The sequence below is a fragment of the Actinocatenispora comari genome (genome assembly GCF_017312725.1).
Classification (GTDB): Bacteria; Actinomycetota; Actinomycetes; order Mycobacteriales; family Micromonosporaceae; genus Actinocatenispora; species Actinocatenispora comari.
The window spans coordinates 32,405-54,099 of record NZ_BOPO01000076.1 but is presented as its reverse complement, the minus strand read 5'-3'; the positions used below and the strand labels follow the sequence as shown (position 1 = coordinate 54,099).

Below are 21,695 nucleotides of genomic sequence, written 5' to 3'. Positions count from 1 at the left end.
CGTCACTTCGTGGTGGGCTTGAGGTCGTAGAGCCAGTCGATGCCGGCGCCGCGGAACTGCGGCGGTGCGGTCGGGTGCTTGGCGGTGGGGAAGCCGCTCCAGGTGCCGGTGTTGAACTCGTAGAAGTCCAGCGGCCGGTACACCAGCGGGATCATCGGGGCGTTGGCCATGAAGATGCGGTCCAGCTCGCCGTAGGTCTGCTTGGCCTCCGCGCCGGTCTGGGTCGCCGCCCTGTCCAGCAGCGGTGCCACCCGCGCATCGTGGAACCGGCCGTAGTTGTAGAACGCCGACGTGCCCGGCTTCGGCACCCCGCGCGAGTCGAGCACGTCGCGGAACCGCTGCCACGGGCTCGCCGCGCTCACCCCGGCCACGTACCAGCAGGCCAGGTCGAAGTTGCCGTTCTGCACCGCGGTGGTGGTCTGCGCCTGCTGCGGGAACTTCGTGGAGATGTCGAAGCCGGCCTCCTTCGTGCTCTCCGCCACCACCTGCAGTGCGGTCTGCCAGTCCGACCAGCCGGTCGGGGTCTGCGCGCTCCACGGGCCGAGCCGGGTGCCGTCGGGCAGCTTGTACACCCCGTCGGAGCCCTTCTTCGCGCCGAGCTCGTTCTCCAGGATCGACCGGGCCTGCGCCGGGTCGTACTTCCAGCCGTGCTGCGCGACGTTCTGCGCGTCGAAGTACTGTTCCTCCACACCGCGGGGCAGGATCACCGACGAGCGCGCGGGGTCGGAGTACTGCGACATCGCGGTCTTCGCGATCCGGGCGTAGTCGATGGCGAACGCCAGCGCCCGGCGCACCTTCGGGTTGTCCAATCCCTTCTTGGTCGTGTTGACCACCAGCATCGGGATCGACCCCGGCACCTGGTACGGAGCCTTGTCGTACCAGGTGCCGACCGGCTCGTGCTTGTCCTGCCACATCTTCCAGATCTCCGGCGTGAACTGCTGCATCACGTCCACCTCGCCGCGTTCGAAGGCGAGGTTGCCGGCGCTGTTGTCCTTGAAGATCGGATGCACCAGGTACTGCGGTGCGGGCAGCTTGCCGCGCACCGCCTTCCCCCAGTACTTGTCGTTGCGGGTGTACGCGAGCTGCGAGGCGGAGAACTTGTCCAGCTTGTACGGGCCGGAGCCGACCGGTTTGGTCACCGGGTACTCGGACAGCTGCTTGGTCTTCTGCTCGATCGGCGCCCAGACGTGCTGGGGCATGATGTAGACGGTCGCGAGTGACGACTTGACCATGCCGGGGTTGGGCTGCTTCGCGTCCAGCTCGATCGTCACGGTGTGCGGGTCGGTCGCGGTGACCGACTTCGCGTACTCGAAGAACGACCCGAACGGCACCTCGGGATGGCTCTTGGCCAGCTCCAGCGTGTAGACGACGTCGTCGGCGGTGACCGGTTTGCCGTCCTGCCAGGTCGCCTTCGGCTGCAGGGTCACCTGCAGGGTGTGGTCGTCCGGGGCCGTCAGCTTGCTGCCCAGCTGCGGTTCGAGCTTGCCGTCGAGCAGGTTGAACCCGAACAGCGTCTCGAAGACCAGCTGCATGTTGTCCTGCGCGGTGGGCCAGCCGGCGTTGGGGTTGAGCGGGTTGAAGGTGGTGGGCGGGGACCACTGGAACCCGGCCACGAACAGGGTCTTGCCGCGCTTGCCGCCGGCGCCGCCGCCGCTGCTGCATCCGGTGAGCAGGGTGCCGCCGAAAGCGGCGCCGGCCCCGGCCAACGACACCCCGGCGAGAAACTGTCGGCGGGTGGGCTGTGGTGCGGATTTCTCGGTCATCGTGCTGCCTCCTCCACGGAGCCGCTACGTTTTGTGGTTGACCGGTTCAGCAATGAGCTGGAATGAGAGCACCATGAATGCGGGATGGGGGTGCACGAGCACCGGTTCCGCCGCGTCATCGTGGCTTCAAGAAATGACGACACGCCACCGAATCCGCGCCGGGCACGGGTAAAGACGTGCTCGGATACGATCCGACCTGAGCTGGTAGAAGGAGATTAGAGCGGACCGGAGTGTGGCGCAATCCCTGTGCAAGTCAATTTTCGTAGCGGTTTCGCCGACGCTGGGCCGACGAGCCTTCGAGCTTTGAAAACAGGGCTGCAAGGCGGCTCCGCAAACATTGAGGTGAACCGGTTCGCCAGCCGGCCGCCGGTACGCCTCGGATCGGCTCGCGCGGCCCCCCGGCGGCGCGGTGCTCGGTTGGTCCGGAGCGCTCCGTAGACTCGCTGGTGGTGTCCGGCGTCCACCGCCGGCCCGTCGGTGCGCCGCCGGTCGGCCCGACGGGACGGAGCGGGTGGCACCCGGCGCCGGCAGAGTGACGGCATGTCCAGGGAGGACAGCGGTGCAGACCGACAGCAATCGGACGCCGTTCCACGGCGTGGTCGCGATCGACGGGCCGTCCGGCTCCGGGAAGTCGACCGTGGCCAGGCGGCTGGCCGTCGCGCTTCGCGCCGGCTACCTGGACACCGGCGCGATGTACCGGGCGGCCACCTGGGCGGTGCTGGCCGCCGGCGTCGAGCCGACCGACGCGGACGCGGTCGCCGACTGCGTGCGCTCCGCCGTACTGACCATCACCACCGACCCGACCGCCGTGTCGGTCCGGGTCGGCGACGTCGCGGTCGACGCCGCGATCCGGGGCCCGGAGGTCACCGGTGCGGTGTCCGCGGTGTCCGGGGTGCCGGCGGTGCGGGCGCACCTGATCGCCGAGCAGCGCCGGCTGATCGACGCCGCGCGCGACGCCGGCGGCATCGTGGTGGAGGGCCGCGACATCGGCGCCGTGGTCGCACCCGACGCGGAGCTGAAGGTGTTCCTCACCGCCGACCCGGCCGAGCGGGCCCGCCGGCGCAGCGCGGAGAACTCGACCGACGTCGCCGCCACCGCGGCCGACCTGCAGCGGCGCGACACCGCCGACTCGAAGGTGACCAAGCCGCTGGAGGCCGCCGAGGGCGCGCTCGCGGTCGACACCACGTACGAGTCGATCGACCAGGTCGTCGACCGGCTGCTCGGGCTGCTGGCCCAGCACGCCCCGGCCGGGGTCGAGGCGCCGTGACCGGCTCGGTCCCCCCGGACGCCCGGCCCGCCGGTGACGTCCCCGACCCGGCCGCGTACGGCGAGTTCGACCTGCTGTCCGACGACGGCTTCGGTGCGCCCGGTCTCGACCTGCCCGACCAGCCGACCGGCCCGGTGCCGGTGGTGGCGGTGGTCGGCCGCCCGAACGTCGGCAAGTCGACCCTGGTCAACCGGATCATCGGCCGCCGGCAGGCGGTCGTGCAGGACACCCCCGGGGTGACCCGGGACCGGGTCGCCTACGACGCGTCCTGGAACGGCCGGCCGTTCACCGTGGTCGACACCGGCGGCTGGGAGCCCGACGCGAAGGGCCGCGCGGCGGCCATCGCCGCGCAGGCCGAGTCCGCGATGCAGGCCGCCGACGTGGTGATCCTGGTGGTCGACGGCGTGGTCGGCAGTACCGACACCGACGAGGCGGCGGCCCGGGTGCTGCAGCGCGGCGGCAAGCCGGTGCTGCTGGTCGCCAACAAGATCGACAACACCCGGCTGGAGTCGGACGCGGCGGTGCTGTGGTCGCTCGGGCTGGGCGAGCCGCTGCCGATCTCGGCGCTGCACGGCCGTGGTTCCGGTGACCTGCTCGACCTGGTCGTGGCGAAGCTGCCGGAGCAGCCGGCCGCGGTCGAGCCGGGTGCCGGCGGGCCGCGCCGGGTGGCCCTGGTCGGCCGGCCGAACGTGGGCAAGTCGAGCCTGTTGAACAAGCTGACCAAGGAGGAACGGGCGGTCGTCGACAACGTCGCCGGTACCACCGTCGACCCGGTCGACTCGCTCGCCGAGATCGGCGGGCAGACCTGGCAGCTGGTCGACACGGCCGGGCTGCGCAAGCGGGTCGGCACCGCGAGCGGCACCGAGTACTACGCGAGCCTGCGCACCAACGCCGCGATCGACGCGGCCGAGGTGGTCGTCGTGCTGCTGGACGCGAGCGAGCCGATCTCCGAGCAGGACCAGCGGATCCTGACCAAGGTCGAGGAGTCCGGCCGCTCGCTGGTCATCGCCTTCAACAAGTGGGACCTGGTCGACGAGGACCGGCGCTACTACCTGGCCCGGGAGATCGAGCGCGACCTGCGCCGCATCACCTGGGCGCCGCGGCTCAACATCTCGGCCCGTACCGGCCGGGCGGTGGACAAGCTCGCGCCGGCGATGCGCACGGCGCTGGCCGGCTGGCAGACCCGGGTGCCGACCGGTCGGCTCAACCAGTGGGTGACCGAGCTGGTGCAGGCGCACCCGCACCCGGTGCGGGGCGGCAAGCAGCCGCGCATCCTGTTCGCCACTCAGGCCGGTGTCTGCCCGCCGCGGTTCGTGCTGTTCACCACCGGCGCGCTGGACGCGGCCTACGTGCGGTACGTGGAGCGGCGGCTGCGCGAGGACTTCGGCTTCGTCGGCAGCCCGATCCAGTTGTCGGTGCGGCCGCGCAAGCGCCGCGGCGACAAGTCCGGCAAGCACTGACCGGCCGCCCCCGGCGCGCGCCGCCGAGTCCGGTCCGCCGCGGCGGTCGGTGGAGCGCCGCGGCGTTGCCGGTCAGCGGGCGGTGACCAGCACCGGGGTACCGGTGAGGTCGAGGTGCAGGTGGCCGTCGTCGACGGTGACGGTGACCGGGTCGCCGAACACGTCGACCGCGGTCGCGCCCGGGTGGCCCCACGGCACCGAGACCGCGGTGCTCTCCTCGTCGTCGGGGTCGGCGAATGCGTCGCGCCGGGCCCAACCGACCAGCCGCGGCGTCGCCGGCCCGGTCAGTGCGTGGACGTACGCGTCCGGCTCCGGGATGGCCAGCCGGACCACCCCGTCCACTGTGGACATATGCGCCGCGAGCAGCGCGAACGCCTCGGCCGCCGGCGTCCGCGTCGGCTCCGCCACCCGGTCCAGCAGGGCGAACTTGCCGAACAGCAGGTCCATCAGCTCGTACCGGTCGCCGAAGCGCTCCGGCTCCTCCGGGGCGAGGTTCCAGCAGGATGCCCGGTGCACCCCGGCGGCGCACGCGAGGACGGTGCGCTGCACCAGCTGGCGCGCCGCGATCCGGTGCCGGCGCGACTCCAGCTCGGGCGGGCAGTCGCGCAGGAACATCCGCAGCGTGTCGGGCAGGGTGTCGGCCCGCTCGTACAGCCGGCGCAGCGCGGCGCGCGGCGGCGTCTCGGTGTCCGCGTGCGCCCGGTACTGCGCGACGGTGCCGGTGATCGCCTCGGTGGACATCGCACCGGCGGCGAACACCTCACCGAGCTCGCCGAACACCGTCGGGTCCTCGAACGGCAGCGGGCCGTTGAACTCGCCGACCAGTACCGGCCGGTCGTAGCCGCCCGCCCGCATCATCGCGTGCCCGCGCTCGATCATCGGACCCGTCGCGTACACGTCGCCGTACAGGTGCACGTCGAGGGCGTCGACGTGCTCGCCGACCGCCGGTAGCAGCGCGGCGAACCAGCGCGCCTCCTCGTCGTCGTCGGCACCGAGCGCGCCGGGCGGTGCCCCGCCGAGTACCACGGTCGCGGTCGGGTCGGCGGCCTTCACCGCGCGGTGGAACCGGGCCAGGTGCTCGACGTACTCGTCCCGGCTGCCGGCCCAGAAGTACGGGTAGCACGGCTCGTTCTCCGGCTGCCAGTACCGCACCCGGCCGGCGCAGTGCGCGACCAGCGCGCCGACCATCCGCTCGTAGGCGGCCGGGTCGGTGGGCGGCGACGGCGGCAGCAGGTCGGTGCGCTCCCGGGTGCCCCACAGCGAGCTGGCGCAGACGGTCAGCCACAGCTCGGTGTCGGCGTCCTGCGTCGCGAGCAGCGTGTCCACGTCGTCGAAGCGGTACTCGCCGGGCCGTGGCTCCAGCTGCTGCCAGTACAGGAAGACGCGCAGCAGCCGGCCGCCGAGGTCGCGGACCGCCGGTACCAGTGGCTCGGGCTCGGTCAGCAGTCCGTAGCTGATGCCGCGGGTGACGCCGAGCCGGATGTCGGATGCGTTCTGCATGCCGGCCATGCTGCCGCCGGCCGCTGATCGCGGCCGCACACGACGCTGTCAGCGGCCGGCCCGCGCACTGCGCCGTGTCAGCGCTCCGGCGGACCCCGGCACGCCGCGGCCCCCGGCGCCCCGCCGGCACCCCGGTCAGCGCCGCCGGCGGCCGCGGTCAGCGCCGCCGGCACCCCGGTCGGCGCCGCCGGCGGCCGCGGTCAGGACAGCTTGCCGAGCAGGTACTTGACGATCGCCCGGGCCTGCTTGTCGGCGGTCGCGTAGCTGTAGTTGGTGCCCTCGTAGGACTTGCCGTCCGAGCTGGCGCCGCTGTAGCTGGCGCCGCCCCACTTGACCGAGACGATCGCGTTCCCTGCGCGCGCCTCGACCCAGGCCCCGCCGAGGTGGTAGTTCTTCGCGTCCGCCTCGCTCTTGCCGTACACGACGACGTTGGTGTACTTCGCGGTGAACGCCTGGTCGCCCAGCCCGGAGATGTCCTTCGGGTCCTTCTCGTACTTGTTGTCGGCCTCCCCGGCGTACGACTTGTCGTCGGCGAACGTGTTCTTCGCGTCGTCGATCGGGCCCCGCGAGCTGGTCGACCTGGTCAGCTCGATCTGCAGGTACGCGGTCCGGTCGCTGTGGAAGATCTCCCACGAGCACAGACTCTGCTCGTCGCCGGGGCTGCCGTCCGCCTTCGCGCCGGCGACCTTCTTCGGCTTGGTGCTGCCCAGCGAGCATGGGTCCGGCAGCGTGTCGTACGTGCTCGGTGACGGTTTCGCCGACGCGCTGGCCGGTCGCGACAGGGTCGAGTCGTGGGCGGACGGGTGCCCGCCGGTGCCACCGGACCCGCCGCCGACCGCGAGGGTGATGCTGACCACGACGATGCCGACCAGCGCCGCGGCGCCGACCGCGATCACCGCCGGGAACCAGCCGGGCCGGCGCCGTGGCGGCCTCGGTGGCGGCGCGGTCGGGGCGCTCCACCCGCCCGTCGGGGCGTGCTGGCCCGGATTCTGGTCGGGTCGCCAACCGGGGTAGTCGCTCATGCAGCGATTGTTCGTGATCGCGGCCACCCGGGCCACCCGGCCCCCCGTCGATCGGCGTCAGGTGACCGGCCGGGTACCGCGGGGCAGGGTGCCGGCGCGCGCCGCCTGGTCCAGGTAGCCGAGCAGTACGTCGCGCAGGGCGCGGGCGGCGCGCGGCGGCTGGACGTCCTTGCGGTGCGCCAGGCCGATGGTGCGCGACAGCCCGGGCCGGGCGAACGGGGTGATCCGGAAGCTGTCCGCGACCACCATGCTGGGCACCACGGCGAGACCGAGGCCGGCGGACACGAAGCCGAGCACCGCGTCCATCTCGCCGCCCTCGATCGCGAACCGTGGCTCGAACCCGGCGTCGTGGCAGGCGGTCACGGTGAACTCGCGCAGGTCGTACCCGCGGCGGAACATCACCAGCGGCTGGTCCTCCAGGTCCGTGATGCGCATCGCGTCCGCGCTGGTCGGCGGCGGCGCGTCGATGGCGGAGGCGACCACCAGCTCCTCCCGGAGCAGGGGAGTGGTGGCGAGGGCCGGGCCGGACGCGGCGACCGGCAGGATGATCAGCGCCACATCCAGCTCGCCCTCGGCCAGGTCGCGGACCAGGTCACGGGAGCCGGACTCCTCGATGGTCAGCCGGATCCCCGGGTACTGCCGGCGGTACTCCCGCAGGACGGCCGGCAGCAGGCCGGTCAGCAGGCTCGGAGTGGCACCGAGCCGCACCCGGCCGGAGCGCAGCTGAACCAGCTCCTGCACCTCCAGCCGGGCGGTGTCGACGTCCGCCAGGATCCGCCTGGCCAGCGGTAACAGCGTCTCACCGGCGGGGGTGAGGGAGATGTTGCCGCGGGCCCGGCTGAACAGCGGCGCACCCAGTTCGTGCTCCAGTGCCCGGATCTGCTTGGACAGCGAGGGCTGGGCGACGTGCACCGCCTCGGCGGCGCGGGTGAAGTGCCGGGTCTCCGCGACGGCGAGGAAGTAGGCAAGTTGCTGGAGCTGCACGACCCCACGATAGCTGGAGGCTATGGAGTCCAGCGCGATCATGTCTTGGACCTCATACCACAACCGGTCCTACCGTTATCGGACGTGGCAATAGCGACCCGGGCGGCCCGCCCCTCACCTCTCCGCACGCTGTGGCACTCGACCGTCGGCAAGAAGGCGGTCATGGCCACCACCGGCGTGATCATGCTGCTGTTCCTGATCGTGCACATGGCCGGGAACCTGAAGATCTTCTTCGGCCCGACCGACTTCAACGGCTACGCGCACTGGCTGCGCACGATCGGCGAGCCGGCCCTGCACTACAGCTGGTACCTGTGGATCCAGCGGGTGGTCCTGCTCGGCTGCCTGGTCGCGCACGTGGTCTCGGCGATCCAGCTGACCCACCGCGACATCCACGCCCGGCCGCAGCGGTACCGGTCGAAGCGGCCGTGGCGGGCCACCTTCGCCACCAACACCATGCGCTACGGCGGCGTCATCATCGCGCTGTTCGTGGTCTGGCACATCCTGGACCTGACCGTCGGTGCGGTGAACCCGCGCGGCGAGGCCGGCCACCCGTACCAGAACGTCGTGGCCGACTTCCAGGTGTGGTGGATCGGGCTGATCTACGTGGTCGCGATGCTCGCCCTGTGCCTGCACATCTACCACGGCTTCTGGTCGGCGGCGCAGACGCTCGGCGCCAACAACGCGGCCCGCAACGTGGCCTTCAAGACGATCGCCACCATCCTGGCGCTCGTGATCACCGTGGGCTTCCTATCCGTACCGGTCGCGGTGATGACCGGGCTGGTGAGTTGATCATGTCGAACAAGATCGGTTCGTACACGGTCGGCGACGACCTCGTCGACACCAAGGCGCCGTCCGGCCCGGTCGAGGACCGGTGGGACAAGCGCCGGTTCGGGGCCAAGCTGGTCAACCCGGCGAACCGGCGCAAGCACCGGGTCATCGTGGTCGGCACCGGCCTGGCCGGCGGCTCGGCCGGCGCCACCCTCGCCGAGCAGGGCTACCACGTCATCCAGTTCTGCTACCAGGACTCGCCGCGCCGGGCGCACTCGGTCGCCGCGCAGGGCGGCATCAACGCCGCGAAGAACTACCGCAACGACGGCGACTCGATCTACCGGCTGTTCTACGACACGGTCAAGGGCGGCGACTTCCGCTCCCGCGAGTCCAACGTGTACCGGCTGGCGCAGGTCTCGGTGGAGATCATCGACCAGTGCGTCGCGCAGGGCGTCCCGTTCGCCCGGGAGTACGGCGGGCTGCTGGACAACCGCTCGTTCGGCGGCGTGCAGGTCTCGCGCACCTTCTACGCCCGCGGCCAGACGGGGCAGCAGCTGCTGCTCGGCGCGTACCAGGCGCTGGAGCGGCAGATCGACGCGGGCAACATCGAGATGCACCCCCGTACCGAGATGCTCGACCTGATCGTGGTCGACGGCCGGGCCCGCGGCATCGTGGCCCGCGACCTGATCACCGGCGAGATCTCCACCTACCTCGCCGACGCGGTGGTGCTCGCGAGCGGCGGGTACGGCAACACGTTCTACCTGTCCACCAACGCCAAGGGGTCCAACGCCACGGCGATCTGGCGGGCGCACAAGCGCGGCGCGCACTTCGCGAACCCGTGCTACACGCAGATCCACCCGACCTGCATCCCGCGCTCCGGCGAGCACCAGTCGAAGCTGACGCTGATGAGCGAGTCGCTGCGCAACGACGGCCGGATCTGGGTGCCGAAGAAGAAGGGCGACACCCGCTCGCCGGAGCAGATCCCCGAGGACGAGCGCGACTACTACCTGGAGCGCGTCTACCCGTCGTACGGCAACCTGGTGCCGCGCGACGTGGCCTCCCGGGCGGCGAAGAACGTGTGCGACGAGGGCCGCGGCGTGGGCCCGGGCGGCCTCGGTGTGTACCTCGACTTCGCCGACGCGATCAAGCGGATGGGCCGCGACAAGGTCGCCGAGAAGTACGGCAACCTGTTCGAGATGTACGAGCGGATCACCGCCGAGGACCCGTACCAGGTGCCGATGCGCATCTACCCGGCGATCCACTACACGATGGGCGGGCTGTGGGTCGACTACGACCTGCAGTCGACGATCCCGGGCATGTTCGTGATCGGCGAGGCCAACTTCTCCGACCACGGCGCGAACCGGCTCGGCGCCTCGGCGCTGATGCAGGGGCTGGCCGACGGCTACTTCGTGCTGCCGGCGACGATCAACGACTACCTGGCCCGCGGCGGGTTCGACCAGGTGTCGCCGGACGACCCGGTGGTCACCGCCACGGTCGGCGAGGTACAGGACCGGATCAAGCGGCTGCTCGCCGTCGACGGCGACCGTACCGTCGACTCGTTCCACCGCGAGCTGGGCATGCTGGTGTGGGACGAGTGCGGCATGTCGCGCAACGCCGAGGGGCTGCGCAAGGCGCTGAAGCGCATCCCGGAGCTGCGCGAGGAGTTCTGGCAGCGGGTCAAGGTGCCGGGCACCGGGTTCGAGCTGAACCAGTCGCTGGAGAAGGCGAACCGGGTGGCCGACTTCCTGGAGCTGGCCGAGCTGATGTGCCTGGACGCGCTGCACCGCGAGGAGTCCTGCGGCGGGCACTTCCGGGAGGAGTCGCAGACCGACGACGGTGAGGCCAAGCGCGACGACGACCGGTTCAGCTACGTCGCGGCCTGGGAGTACACCGGCGTCGGCGAGCCGCCGGTGCTGCACAAGGAGAACCTGGACTTCGAGTACGTCCACCCGACCCTGCGGAGCTACGCGTGAACCTCACCCTGCGGATCTGGCGGCAGCCCAATGCGGACGCCGAGGGCCAGATGGTGACCTACCAGGTCGCCGACGTCAGCGGCGACATGTCCTTCCTGGAGATGCTCGACATCCTCAACGAGGACCTGATCCTGCGCGGCGAGGAGCCGGTGGCGTTCGACCACGACTGCCGCGAGGGCATCTGCGGCTCGTGCGGCATGGTCATCAACGGCCAGGCGCACGGCCCGGAGCGCACCACGGCCTGCCAGCTGCACATGCGGCACTTCGCCGACGGCGACGTGATCGACATCGAGCCGTGGCGGGCCGGCGCGTTCCCGGTGGTCAAGGACCTGGTGGTGGACCGGTCGGCGTTCGACCGGATCATCCAGGCCGGCGGCTACATCACCGCGCCGACCGGGACCGCGCCGGACGCCCACGCGGTACCGGTGCCGAAACCGGACGCGGACACGGCGTTCGAGAACGCGACCTGCATCGGTTGCGGTGCCTGCGTGGCGGCGTGCCCGAACGGCTCGGCGATGCTGTTCACCTCGGCGAAGATCAACCATCTGAACGTGCTGCCGCAGGGCCAGCCGGAGCGCGAGTCGCGGGTGCTCAACATGATCACCACGATGGACGAGGCCGGCTTCGGTGGCTGCACCAACACCGGCGAGTGCGCGGCGGCCTGCCCGAAGGGCATCCCGCTCGCGAGCATCGCGAAGATGAACCGGGAGTTCCTGCGGGCCACCCGCAAGGCCGGCCGCTGACCGGCCGGTGAGCGCGACGGCCGCCCCGGTGTCCATCGTGGACACCGGGGCGCTCCGTCAGCGCCCGGTGACCTGGTCGACGTACCGGTCCACCTGCGCGCGGTCGTAGCCGCGCAGCACCACCGGAAAGCGCGCCGGGGCGGTGCCGCCGGCCCGCCACTGGTCGATCCAGTCGTCCACCGCCCGCATCTCGTACCCGCGCAGCACCACGGTGAACACCGGGTCGACGGTGCTCGCCGCCGGTCGGTCGCCCGCCGCCGGGGCGGCCGGCTCCGGACGCGGTGTCGAACCGGACGAGGTCTGCTCGACGTAGCGGTCCACCTGCCCGGCGTCGTACCCGCGCAGCGCGGTCGGGAAGCTCGGCGCGATCCACACGCCGGTCCGCAGCTGAGCGATCCAGTCGTCCACCGCCTTGACGTTGTAGCCGCGCAGCCGGATGTCGAACCGCGGCTCGAAGTCGGTCATCGCCACCTCCGGCCGTGCATGGTAGCCAGCCGGGGCACCCGGGGGCGGGATCAGCCGTGCCGGTCGGGGCGGCGGTGCAGCATCCGGGTCAGCAGCCGGGTCGCGGCCGGCTCGTCCGGGCCGAAGAACTCCGCGTCGACCGCCTCGACCGCGCGCACCGCACGCCGCGCCAGCTCACCGCCGGCGGCGGTCAGGCGCAGCCGGCGGGCCCGGCTGTCGGCCGGGTCGACCGCGCGTTCCAGCAGCCCCTTGGCCGCCAGCTTCCGCACCACCTGCGAGGTCATCTTCACGTCGGTACCGGCCTGGCGAGCGAGCCCGAGCTGGTTCGGCGGCTCGCCGTGCTCGCCCAGCCACCAGGCGCACGCCAGCAGCACGAACTGCACGTGGGTCAGCCCGTACGGGGCGAGGGCGGCGGTGATCGCGCGCTGCCAGTCGAGGGTGAGCCGCCAGAGCAGGAACCCGGGGCTGTCGGCGGCGCCGCCCGGGTAGCGGGTCGGGCCCGCCCCGTCGCTGGTCGCCGCCCCGCCGTCGGCCACCGTCACTTCTCGGCCCGGGCGAGCAGCCCGGCCATCGCCTCCGGGAAGTCCGCCGTGATCTGCGGACCGAGCTGCGGTCCGAGGGTGTCGGCCGCCGCGCCGGTGATCTCCAGCCGGTGCCGCACCCGGGTCCCGCCGGTGGGCAGCGTTTCCAGCGAGTGCCGGAACCGGAGGGTGACGCCGCCGAACTCGGTGACGTCCGCGTACGCGGTGCCGTCGGCGATCTCGTCGATGGTCGAGACGACCGGGTCCTGGCCGATCGGCGTCATGACCACCCGGGAGCCGACCCGGAACTCGCCGTCCAGCCGCACCGACTCCATCGAGGTGTCCCAGTCGGCCCAGTGGTCCAGATCGCGGAGCACCCGCCACACCCGCTCCGGACCGGCCGGCGTCTCGCCGACGTACTCGTGCTGCCACATGGCCGCCTCCTGATCTGCGCGAAGATTATCTTCGCGCAGACTAAGACACCGGGGCGCGGTCCGGCAAGGCGGTCGGGTCGGTCACACCGTGGCCTGGAACAAGCCGGAACGTGAAAGGGTTGATCGCAGACAGAGCATGCGCTCCGGGGCTCGGTGAAAGTCCGAACCGGCGGTGACAGTCCGCGACTCGCCGATCAGTGTCGGCGATTGAACCGGTGGAACTCCGGTACCGACGGTGACAGTCCGGATGGGAGGACGCGCACGCGGCTGGCGGTGCACCGAGCCGTCGCCGTGCGTCCAGGATGCCCCGGTGCAGGAAGGGGCTTGCGATGGGGCACGGCCTGATGCAGTACGGCGTCAGCATTCTCGGCCAACGCATCTCGTACGCCGAGATCCTCGGCCAGCTCGCCGCCCTCGCCGTGGTCTTCCTGGCGCAGCGGCGCACCCTGTGGACCTGGCCGATCCAGGTGCTCGCCACGGTGCTGCTGTTCGTCGTGTACACCTCGGCCGACCTCGGCGGGCTCGCCGCGCGGCAGGTGGTCATCCTGGCGATCTCGGTGTACGGCTGGTGGGCCTGGTCGCGCCGCCGCGACCCGGTGCACGGGGTGCTGGTGCGCACCGCGACCTGGCGCGAGCGGGCGGTCATCGCCGCGGTGCTGGCCGCCGGTACGGTCGGGGTCGCGGTCCTGCTCGACGTGCTGAACGCGTCGTGGGCGCCGTGGCCGGACGCCTGGATCTTCGTCGGTACCGTGGTCGCCTTCGCCGGTCAGGGGCTCGGGCTGGTGGAGTTCTGGCTGGTGTGGCTCGCGGTCGACGCGGTGGGCGTGCCGTTGCAGATCCACTCCCACCTGTACTTCTCCGCCGCGGTCTACGTGGTCTTCGCGGTCCTGGTGTTGATCGGGGTGCGCGACTGGCTGCGCACCGCCCGCCGCGAGGCGGTGCATCGCACCGCCGAACACGCCAACGCCTGAGCGCACGAAGCGGGGCGGCCCTCGACCGAGGACCGCCCCGCCGCCTCCGTGCAGCTCAGTGCCGCGGTGCGCCGGTGCCCGGGTCGAGCAGCAGCGGCCGCGCGTCCGGCCGGTGCCGGAAGTCGAGCATGCCGGTCAACGGCGACGCGATCGAGTCGTACGAGTGGTCGCCGATCCGGCGGGTGCCCCAGTTGTCCTCGACGAAGCGGATGATCGAGGTCTGGTCCAGCCGGGTGTGGTCGACGTAGTTGCGCTTCGAGTACGGCGAGAGCACCAGCATCGGCAGCCGCGCACCGTAGCCGCAGCGGTCCGAGTAGCCGCCCGCCGCCGGCTTCGCCAGGCACATCGGCTGGTCCTGGCTGGCGTCGGCGGAACCGTTGACGATCGGCGGCGACACGTGGTCGTACCAGCCGTCCGAGTCGTCGTAGGCGATCACCACCGCCGTCGAGGACCACTGCTTCGACGACTGGAGGTCGTTGAGCGTGGAGGCGAGGAACCGCTGCTCGTCCAGCGGGTCGGAGTTGCCGGCGTGCCCGTTCTGGTACGACGGCGCCTTGAGGAAGCTGACCGCCGGCAGGTTGTTCGCGCCCAGCGCGGCGTGGAAGTCGCTCAGGTCGTAGTTGTGGTTCGCCTGGTCGGTGTGGCCGATCGCGGCGACCGACGACGGCGGCAGGTGCTTCGGGTTCGACGTCGACTCGTAGTACTGGAACGGGTCGTGGTGCGGCGTGTAGTCGACGACCTGGTTGCCGCCGATGTTGGCGTGCGTGGCGCCGCACACCGCGTACCCGTTGGCCGTGCCGGTCGGCTTGAACCCGCCCTGGAACCAGCCCCAGGTCACGCCGGCCTCGTTGAGCCGGTCGCCGATGTTGTCGCCGGACATCACGGCGAGGTTCTCGTCCGCGGTGTGGTTGCGGTCCGAGCAGTCGTCGAACGCCGGGTCCGGGTCGCTGATCATCGTGCCGACGCCGTTGGCGTCGGGGGAGTGCACGAACGGGTCGCTGACCTTCTCGTGCGTCACCGGGTCCACCGCGTACACACCGTGGGTCTGGCCGGACACCAGGTCGATCGCGCCGGGCGTGGACGGGCCGAAGATCGAGTCGAACGAGTGGTCGGCCATCGCGTACCGCTGGGCGTAGTTCCACAGCGCGGTCACGGTGTTGCCGTCGAAGTAGTCCATCACCAGGCCCGGTTCGCCGAACAGGATCGGCTGGCCGGTGCAGGTGTCCTTCTCGGTGTACTCGACGAACTTGTCGGCCTTGCCGCCGTCGTAGGCCTGCTGCTCCGGCCCGTACGAGTGGTTCTGGTCGCAGGTGAGCGCGTGGTCGGGCGACAGCCGCTTCGGGTTGTACTGGTTCGGGTTGTGCTGCAGCAGCTCCGGCGACAGGCCGTCCACCTTCGGCGTGTGCTTCCTGGCGTGGAACGGCGTGCCGTCGGCGTTGGTGGCGTACGGGTAGGTGCCGAAGTAGTGGTCGAACGAGATGTTCTCGTCGAAGATCACCACCAGGTGCTTGATCGGCGTCGCGGTGTGCGCGGACGAGTGCGACCAGGTCGGGTGCGCCGTCTCGCCGGAGGCGGCGGCGGACGTGAGCGCCGCGCCGGTCAGTACCGCGACGGCGGCCGCCGCGATCGCGGTGCGCCGCCGGTGCCGGCGCCACCTGGCCTGTCGACCGGATGTTGGTGCTTCGTCCATCTGTCGCCCTCCCGCCGGTTACCTGCCGTTCACCGATCCGCGGGCGATTATGGCACTGATTTTCACGAAACAATAGGCAGGCGGAGTTTTCTGGGCAGAGCGCCCGGGTCAGGCGTCGCCGGGCGGCGCCGGCCCCGACCCCCTGCCGCCCGGCGGTGCGAGCCCCGACTCCAGGTAGGCGAACGCGTCGTCGATCAGCCGGGCCGGGTCGGTGCCGTCCGGTGCGTCGGTCCAGGCCTGGATCGCGGTACGGATCGCCGCCACCGACGCCGCCGCCGTCAGCTCCACGTACAGGTGGTCGGAGGCGAGCCCGGTGCGCCGGGCCACCCCGGCCGCGAGCGCCCGCTGCACCGAGCCCATCACCGCGACGAACCGGCCGATCAGCCCCGGCTGCTCCCGGATCAGCTCCAGCCGGTCCTGCCACAGGTCCATGCCCATCGCGTCGGCCACCGCCGAGCCGAGGACCGCGCGGATCGCCCGGAGCGGCGACTCGGACGCCGGGCGCCTCGCCACCGCACCGGTGACGAACGCGTCGATCTCCGCGTCCCAGTCGATCAGCGCCTCCTCCTTGCTGGCGAAGTAGTTGAAGAAGGTCCGCGGCGACACGCCCGCCCGGGCACAGATCTCCTCCACCGTGACCGAGTCCGGGTCCCGGCCGCGGACCAGCTCCAGCGCGGCGCGCTGCAACGCGTCACGGGTCGCCAGCTTCCGGTGTGCCCGTCGGCCCCGAATGATGCTCATCCGCGCCTCACCTCCGCCGAAGCGCCCGGCACCCGCCGAACCGGGCGCCGGGGTCCGTCACCCGCGGACCCGCCCGCTCGGGTGGCGCCGCACGGCAACGCTGTGGCCAGTGCCATCTTGGTCAATATCTTTGCAGCGGCTGCAAGGTTTCGATAGTTTGCAGTCAGTGCAAGACTGCCGCGTCGTGGCCCGCCACGCGCGGTCGAGACACCGAGCGGGCGGTGCCGTCCACCTCGTGGTACGGCGTCGTGGGGCGCTAGTCGCCGACCCGTCGCGGTGGTAGGGGGTCCGGTCCGGACCTCCACGTCACTGCGCACGTGGCCGACGGGGATTCGGTGGGGGACGTGACGGTAACCGAGACCGAGCAGTGTGCCGGCGACACCGACGGCGACGGGCCCACGGCCCGGGTACGGGCCCTGGCGGAGACCACCGCCGGCGACCGCGCCGCGGCCCGGGCGGCCGTGATCGAGTCGCTGCTGCCACTGGCCGACCGGCTGGCCCGCCGCTACCGGGGGCTGGGCGTGCCACTGGAAGACCTGCGCCAGGTCGCCGCGACCGGGCTGATCAAGTCGGTCGACGGCTACCGGCCGCAGCTGGGCCGGTTCATCGCCTACGCGGTGCCGACCATCACCGGCGAGCTACGCCGCTACCTGCGGGACCGGGCCTGGGCGGTGCGCCCGCCGCGGCGGCTGCAGGAACTCGCGCTGCGCACCCACCACGCCGCCGAGGCGCTCTGCGCCCGACTCGGCCGCTTGCCCAGCGTCACCGAGCTGGCCGACAGCGTCGGTGAACCGGTCGAGCAGGTCGGGCACGCGATGGCGGCGTTCCGGGCGTACATGGCCGTCTCGCTGGACGGCGCGGCCGGCGAGACGGACGCGCCGCTGGTCGAGCAGCTGCCCGGCGCCGACCCCGGTATCGACGCGGTCGTCGATCGGTTGGCGCTGGCCGAGGCGCTGACCACGCTGCCCGGCCGGGAACAGGCCATCATCCGGATGCGGTTCCTGGACGAGCTCACCCAACAGCAGATCGCCGCGAAGCTCGGCATCTCACAGGCGCACGTGTCCGGCATCCTGTCCCGCACCCTGCACGAGCTACGCGACCTACTGTCAGCCGAGGGCCCGACCGCGACGGTGCCGCCCGCGCAGCGGCGGCCACCTGCCGCCCGGCCCTGCGGTGCGCACGGCAACCGGCGCGCCCCGCGCTCGTCGCAGCCCGCGTACGGGCGGGGCCCCTGCCGCCGCGGCGGCGGCCGGGCGCACTGACGGGCACCGACCGTCCCCGCTGGTCAGCGCGCCGCTGGGCGCTTGATCGATCCTCCCGCATACTTGGAGGTCCGCACAGAGAGGGCTGTCGGCGCCTGTCGAACGCCCTCTCTGTGCGGACCTCTTTGGGGCACCTGGCGATGCGGGGGGAGTGGCGATGGCCGTACCGGTGTGGGTGTGGTTGGCCACCGTGCTGGGGATCGCGGTGCTGATCGGTGTGGACGTGTGGCATGCCCGCAGTCCGCATCCGGTCGGTTTCCGTGAGGCGGTCACCTGGTCGGCGATCTACCTGACCGGTGCGCTGCTGTTCGGTCTGGGCGTGTTGCTGTTCGCCGGCAAGGAGCCCGGTGCCGAGTTCTTCACCGGTTTCCTGGTGGAGAAGAGCCTGTCGGTGGACAACCTGTTCATCTTCGCGCTGATTCTCGGCCGGTTCGCGGTGCCACCCGAACACCAGCAGCGGGCGCTGCTGATCGGGGTGATCGGCGCGCTGGTGCTGCGCGGCGCGTTCATCGCCGTCGGTGCGGCGGTGATCAGCCAGTTCGCCGTCGCGTTCGTGGTGTTCGGCGCCTTCCTGCTCTACACCGGGGTTCGGCTGCTGCGGCCGCAGCAGGAGGAGCCGGACGTGCTCAACTCCCGGGCGGTGCGGCTGCTGCGCCGGGTCATGCCGGTCACCTCCGAGTACTCGGGATCGCGGCTGACGGTGCGCCAGCACGGCCGGCGCGCGGCGACGCCGCTGTTCCTGGTCGCGGCGACGATCCTGTCGGTCGACCTGGTGTTCGCGCTCGACTCGATCCCGGCCATCTTCGGCATCACCGAGAGCGCCTACCTGGTGTTCACCGCGAACGCGTTCGCCCTGCTGGGGTTGCGCGCGCTCTACTTCCTGCTGATCGGGTTGCTGGACCGGTTGGTGCACCTGCACTACGGCCTGGCGGTGATCCTGGTGTTCATCGGTGTCAAGCTGATCCTGCACTACGTGCACACCCTCGTGCCGGCGGTGCCGGGGATCCCGACCTGGCTGTCGTTGGTGGTCATCGTCGCCGTGCTCGCGGTGGTCACCGCCACCAGCCTGCGCGCCACCCGGCGCTGATCGTCCACACCGGACGGTCAGTCCCGGTGGTACGGGCGGGCCAGGGCGAGGTCCGGATCGAGGCTGACGCCGAAGCCCGGGGCGGCGTCGAGCTGGCCGATCCGCAGCCGGCCACCCTCGGGTACCGGCTCGCCGACGAGCTGCGGGTGGAACATCGGCACCACCTCGTCCGCGGCCGGCGCCATCATCAAGAACTCCGAGAACGGGCTGTTGTGCTGCCCGAACGCGAAGTGGTACGAGTACACGCTCGACCCGTGCGGCACCACGAGCAGGCCGTGCGCGTCGGCGAGCGTGCTGATCCGCAGCAGCTCGGTGAGCCCGCCGCACCAGCCGACGTCCGGCTGCAGGATGTCCGCGCAGCCCATCTCGGCCAGCAGCCGGAACCCCCACCGGGTCGCCTCGTGCTCACCGGTGGTCAGCAGCATGCCCGGCGGCAGCGCCTTGCGGATCGCCGCGTGGCCCCAGTAGTCGTCCGGCGGCAGCGGTTCCTCCAGCCAGCGCAGCCCGTGTTCGGCGGCGGCGTGGGCGAGCCGGATCGCGTAGTCGACGTCCAGCGACATCCAGCAGTCGTAGGCGAGCCAGGCGTCCGGGCCCATCGCGGCGCGCATCTCGGCCAGCAGCCGCAGGTTCGCCGCGAAGCCGTCGGCGCCCTCGGCCGGACCGTGGTGCAGCGGCAGCTTGCCGCCCAGGAAACCGAACTCCACCGCGAGATCGGGCCGGGCGCCGGTCGCGTAGCACGGCTGCTCGTCGCGGACCGCACCGCCGATCATCGCGTACACCGGCTCGTCGCGGACGTGCCCGAGCAGGTCCCACAGTGCGAGGTCGACGCCGCTGATCGCGTTGAGCACCAGGCCCTTGCGGCCGTAGAAGAGGGTCGAGGAGTACATCTGGTCCCAGATCCGGGACAGGTCGGTGACCGCGGCGCCCAGGACGAACCGGGACAGGTGCCGCTCCACGATCCACGCGGCGGGTTCGCCGCCGGTGGTGACCGCGAACCCGGAGCTGCCGTCGCTCGCCTCGGCGACCACGACCAGGGTGCCGAGCACGTTGAGCCCGAAGCTCTGCCGCGACTCGCGGTAGCCGGGATAGCGGGCCATCGGGGTGGCGATGTGGTCGTCGATCCAGTGTGGACCGTCCTGGTCGTGGTAGTCGGCGCCGCCGCCGCGCAGCACGTACGCCCGCAGGTCGGTGATCGTGGGTGCGGCCATCTCAGCCCTCCTCGTCGAAGCGGACCAGGATCTTGCTCGCGGTGGCGCCGTCGCGGGCGAGCCGGGTGAACGCGTCCGGCGCCTCCGCGAGCGGCACCTGCGCCGAGATCAGGGGCGCGAGCAGCTCCGGTACGGTGCCGGCCCACGCCGCGGTGGCCGCGAACTCCTCGGCGGTGTAGCAGAAGCTGCCGATCAGGCTGCGCTCCCCGGTACTGACCGGGTACGCGGCGAGGTCCAGCCGGGGCGCGCCCATGCCGACCAGCACGATCCGGGCGCCGGGTTCGGTCGCCGCGAGCGCCTCGGCCATGGTGGCGTCCACCCCGACCGCGTCGATCGCGACGCTCGCCGGTGCGCTCAACGCGTCGGCCGCGCGGCCGGGTTCCACCGTGGCCACGCCGAGCGCGTCGACCAGGGCGCGACGCCCCGGATCCGGCTCGGTGACGACGATCTCGGCCGCGCCGAGCCGCGCCGCGGCGAGCGCCACGGCCTGCCCGATCGGGCCGCCGCCGAGGATCAGCACCCGGTCGGCGGCGCCGAGGACGCCCCGGCGGGCCGCGTGGTAGCCGACCGACAGCGGTTCGACCAGCGCGCCGTGCGCGAGCGGCATGCCGGCCGGCAACGCGACCACGTTGGCGGCCGGCAGCAGCAGCCGGTCGGCGAACGCCGCGCTGCGGCTGGGCTCCACGCCGATGACCGTGCGGTTGGCGCAGATCTGCGACCGGCCGTCACGGCAGGCGGCACACTCCCCGCAGGCCAGCACCGGGTAGGCGGTGGCCTGCGTGCCCGGCGCCAGGTCGACGCCGGCGCCGACCGACTCGACCGTGCCGGCGGTCTCGTGGCCCATCACCTGCCCGGGCCGGCGCCGGCCGTTGTCGCCGGTGAACCCGTGCAGGTCCGAGCCGCAGATGCCGGTCGCGGCGATGCGCAGCACCACCTCGCCCGGGCCCGGCACCGGGTCGGGTCGCCGCTCGACCGTCAGGCTCCAGAAGTCGTCCAACACCAGTGCGCGCAAACCCGGCCTCCCGTGTCGTACCGGCCCGACGGTTCGGGCCGCTGTGCTATTGCAGGTTGACGAACATGCCGCCGTCGACGAGCAGCTCGGCGCCGTTGACGTAGCCGGCCTCCGGCCGGGTCAACAGCCAGATCGCGCCGGCGACGTCGGCGGGCACGCCGGTCCGGCCGGCCGGGATGCGCTGGGCGAACATCTCCCGCTTGCCCGGCCGCGCCAGGTCGTCGGCGTTGATGTCGGTCTCGATGGTGCCCGGCAGTACCGCGTTGCAGGTGATGCCGTGCGGCGCCAGCACGATGGCGAGCGACTTCATCAGCGAGCTGATGCCGGCCTTGGTGGCGCAGTAGTGCACCTGCTGGGAGCCGCCCACCCAGGCCGAGATCGACGACACCGACACCACCCGGCCGCCGCGGCCGGCCTCGACCATCTGCCGGGTGAACGCCTGGGTCACCAGGAACACGCCGCGCAGGTTCACCTGGTGGGTGCGGTCCCACAGCTCGACGTCGATGTCGAAGAAGTCGGCGAACGGGCAGATCCCGGCGTTGTTGACCAGCACGTCCAGCGGCCCGAACTCGGCGTGCACCGCCTCGGCCATCGCGGTCACCTGGGCCGGGTCGGCGACGTCGGCGGCCACCAGGTACGGCTCGCCGCCGGCCGCGGTGACCAGGTCCGCGGTGCGCTGCGCGTGCTCGCGCTCGCCGGGCGGGTAGTTGACCGCCACCCGCGCGCCGTCGCGGCCGAACCGTACCGCGGTGGCCCGGCCGATGCCGCGGGCCGCGCCGGTCACCAGGACTCGCTGTCGTTCGTCGGTCTGCGTCACGACCGTC

The 21,695-nt window shown here is 72.0% G+C and carries 20 protein-coding genes and 1 riboswitch; of the genes, 8 read left to right on the top strand and 12 right to left on the bottom strand.

The genetic code is table 11. From position 1 onward, the window contains the following. Nucleotides 1-2: 2 nt before the first annotated feature. Entirely contained in the window at nt 3-1,763 is a 1,761-nt protein-coding gene (locus tag NUM_RS20050; RefSeq protein WP_207126431.1) for an ABC transporter substrate-binding protein, read from the bottom strand. A 559-nt stretch (nt 1,764-2,322) separates the two neighbouring features. On the opposite strand from NUM_RS20050, the gene cmk reads away from it, so the two are divergent. After that, on the top strand, nt 2,323-3,030 hold the full coding sequence (gene cmk / locus NUM_RS20045; protein WP_225918715.1) for a (d)CMP kinase: 708 nt from the start codon (nt 2,323-2,325) through the stop codon (nt 3,028-3,030). 71 nt (nt 3,031-3,101) lie between these two features. Then, nucleotides 3,102-4,490: a ribosome biogenesis GTPase Der gene (der, locus tag NUM_RS20040; RefSeq protein ID WP_207126453.1), complete on the top strand. Its 1,389-nt coding sequence runs from the start codon at nt 3,102-3,104 to the stop codon at nt 4,488-4,490. A 72-nt stretch (nt 4,491-4,562) separates the two neighbouring features. Here der and NUM_RS20035 read toward each other — a convergent pair whose 3' ends face one another. The 3 genes from NUM_RS20035 to NUM_RS20025 form a co-directional block, all read right to left on the bottom strand. Further along, entirely contained in the window at nt 4,563-5,990 is a 1,428-nt protein-coding gene (locus NUM_RS20035; RefSeq protein WP_207126430.1) for a hypothetical protein, read from the bottom strand. A gap of 200 nt (nt 5,991-6,190) precedes the next feature. Continuing rightward, nucleotides 6,191-7,012, bottom strand: coding sequence for a hypothetical protein (locus NUM_RS20030; RefSeq protein WP_207126429.1), 822 nt, complete (start codon nt 7,010-7,012; stop codon nt 6,191-6,193). A 57-nt stretch (nt 7,013-7,069) separates the two neighbouring features. After that, nucleotides 7,070-8,038 carry a LysR family transcriptional regulator gene (locus NUM_RS20025; protein WP_207126428.1) on the bottom strand — a complete coding sequence of 323 codons (969 nt, stop codon included), beginning with the start codon at nt 8,036-8,038 and terminating at the stop codon, nt 7,070-7,072. Nucleotides 8,039-8,080: 42 nt separating this feature from the next. Here NUM_RS20025 and NUM_RS20020 point away from each other — a divergent pair, with 42 nt between their 5' ends. The 3 genes from NUM_RS20020 to NUM_RS20010 are packed head-to-tail and all read left to right on the top strand — an operon-like array spanning nt 8,081 to nt 11,480. Continuing rightward, entirely contained in the window at nt 8,081-8,785 is a 705-nt protein-coding gene (locus tag NUM_RS20020; RefSeq protein ID WP_207126427.1) for a succinate dehydrogenase cytochrome b subunit, read from the top strand. Nucleotides 8,786-8,799: 14 nt separating this feature from the next. Then, the gene (locus NUM_RS20015; RefSeq protein ID WP_207126452.1) at nt 8,800-10,737 is read left to right on the top strand and encodes a fumarate reductase/succinate dehydrogenase flavoprotein subunit; all 1,938 of its coding nucleotides are present in this window, start codon (nt 8,800-8,802) and stop codon (nt 10,735-10,737) included. Continuing rightward, a complete protein-coding gene (locus NUM_RS20010; RefSeq protein WP_207126426.1) occupies nt 10,734-11,480 on the top strand; it encodes a succinate dehydrogenase/fumarate reductase iron-sulfur subunit in 747 nt (248 codons plus the stop codon). Before NUM_RS20015 ends, NUM_RS20010 begins: the two co-directional genes overlap by 4 nt. A 57-nt stretch (nt 11,481-11,537) precedes the next feature. Here NUM_RS20010 and NUM_RS20005 read toward each other — a convergent pair whose 3' ends face one another. The 3 genes from NUM_RS20005 to NUM_RS19995 are packed head-to-tail and all read right to left on the bottom strand — an operon-like array spanning nt 11,538 to nt 12,900. Then, complete coding sequence (locus tag NUM_RS20005; RefSeq protein WP_207126451.1) at nt 11,538-11,945, bottom strand: DivIVA domain-containing protein; 408 nt, start codon at nt 11,943-11,945, stop codon at nt 11,538-11,540. A 50-nt stretch (nt 11,946-11,995) separates the two neighbouring features. Beyond that, nucleotides 11,996-12,481, bottom strand: coding sequence for a MarR family winged helix-turn-helix transcriptional regulator (locus tag NUM_RS20000; RefSeq protein WP_207126425.1), 486 nt, complete (start codon nt 12,479-12,481; stop codon nt 11,996-11,998). 2 nt (nt 12,482-12,483) lie between these two features. Beyond that, the gene (locus NUM_RS19995) at nt 12,484-12,900 is read right to left on the bottom strand and encodes an SRPBCC family protein (RefSeq protein ID WP_207126424.1); all 417 of its coding nucleotides are present in this window, start codon (nt 12,898-12,900) and stop codon (nt 12,484-12,486) included. A gap of 136 nt (nt 12,901-13,036) precedes the next feature. Then, nucleotides 13,037-13,163: riboswitch (FMN riboswitch) on the top strand. Between the two features lie 66 nt (nt 13,164-13,229). Here NUM_RS19995 and NUM_RS19990 point away from each other — a divergent pair. Next, on the top strand, nt 13,230-13,871 hold the full coding sequence (locus NUM_RS19990) for a nicotinamide mononucleotide transporter family protein (protein ID WP_207126423.1): 642 nt from the start codon (nt 13,230-13,232) through the stop codon (nt 13,869-13,871). Between the two features lie 55 nt (nt 13,872-13,926). Here the strand turns inward: NUM_RS19990 and NUM_RS19985 are convergent, their stop codons facing one another. Together NUM_RS19985 and NUM_RS19980 are read right to left on the bottom strand one after the other, a co-directional pair. Further along, nucleotides 13,927-15,561 (bottom strand): phospholipase C, encoded by a 1,635-nt coding sequence (locus NUM_RS19985; protein ID WP_207126422.1) that lies wholly within the window; start codon nt 15,559-15,561, stop codon nt 13,927-13,929. A 108-nt stretch (nt 15,562-15,669) separates the two neighbouring features. Beyond that, entirely contained in the window at nt 15,670-16,302 is a 633-nt protein-coding gene (locus NUM_RS19980; RefSeq protein WP_207126421.1) for an acyl-CoA-like ligand-binding transcription factor, read from the bottom strand. A 344-nt stretch (nt 16,303-16,646) separates the two neighbouring features. On the opposite strand from NUM_RS19980, the gene NUM_RS19975 reads away from it, so the two are divergent. Further along, entirely contained in the window at nt 16,647-17,564 is a 918-nt protein-coding gene (locus NUM_RS19975) for a sigma-70 family RNA polymerase sigma factor (RefSeq protein ID WP_207126420.1), read from the top strand. A 157-nt stretch (nt 17,565-17,721) separates the two neighbouring features. Then, nucleotides 17,722-18,651, top strand: a complete 930-nt coding sequence (locus NUM_RS19970; RefSeq protein WP_207126419.1) for a TerC/Alx family metal homeostasis membrane protein — start codon at nt 17,722-17,724, stop codon at nt 18,649-18,651. A gap of 17 nt (nt 18,652-18,668) precedes the next feature. Here NUM_RS19970 and rhmD read toward each other — a convergent pair whose 3' ends face one another. Genes rhmD through NUM_RS19955 form a run of 3 tightly spaced genes read right to left on the bottom strand, consistent with a single transcriptional unit; the run spans nt 18,669 to nt 21,688 of the window. Further along, nucleotides 18,669-19,859 carry an L-rhamnonate dehydratase gene (gene rhmD, locus NUM_RS19965; protein ID WP_207126418.1) on the bottom strand — a complete coding sequence of 397 codons (1,191 nt, stop codon included), beginning with the start codon at nt 19,857-19,859 and terminating at the stop codon, nt 18,669-18,671. A gap of 1 nt (nt 19,860) precedes the next feature. Continuing rightward, a complete protein-coding gene (locus NUM_RS19960; RefSeq protein WP_207126417.1) occupies nt 19,861-20,871 on the bottom strand; it encodes a zinc-dependent alcohol dehydrogenase in 1,011 nt (336 codons plus the stop codon). A gap of 46 nt (nt 20,872-20,917) precedes the next feature. Continuing rightward, nucleotides 20,918-21,688: an SDR family NAD(P)-dependent oxidoreductase gene (locus tag NUM_RS19955; protein WP_207126416.1), complete on the bottom strand. Its 771-nt coding sequence runs from the start codon at nt 21,686-21,688 to the stop codon at nt 20,918-20,920. Nucleotides 21,689-21,695: the final 7 nt, after the last annotated feature.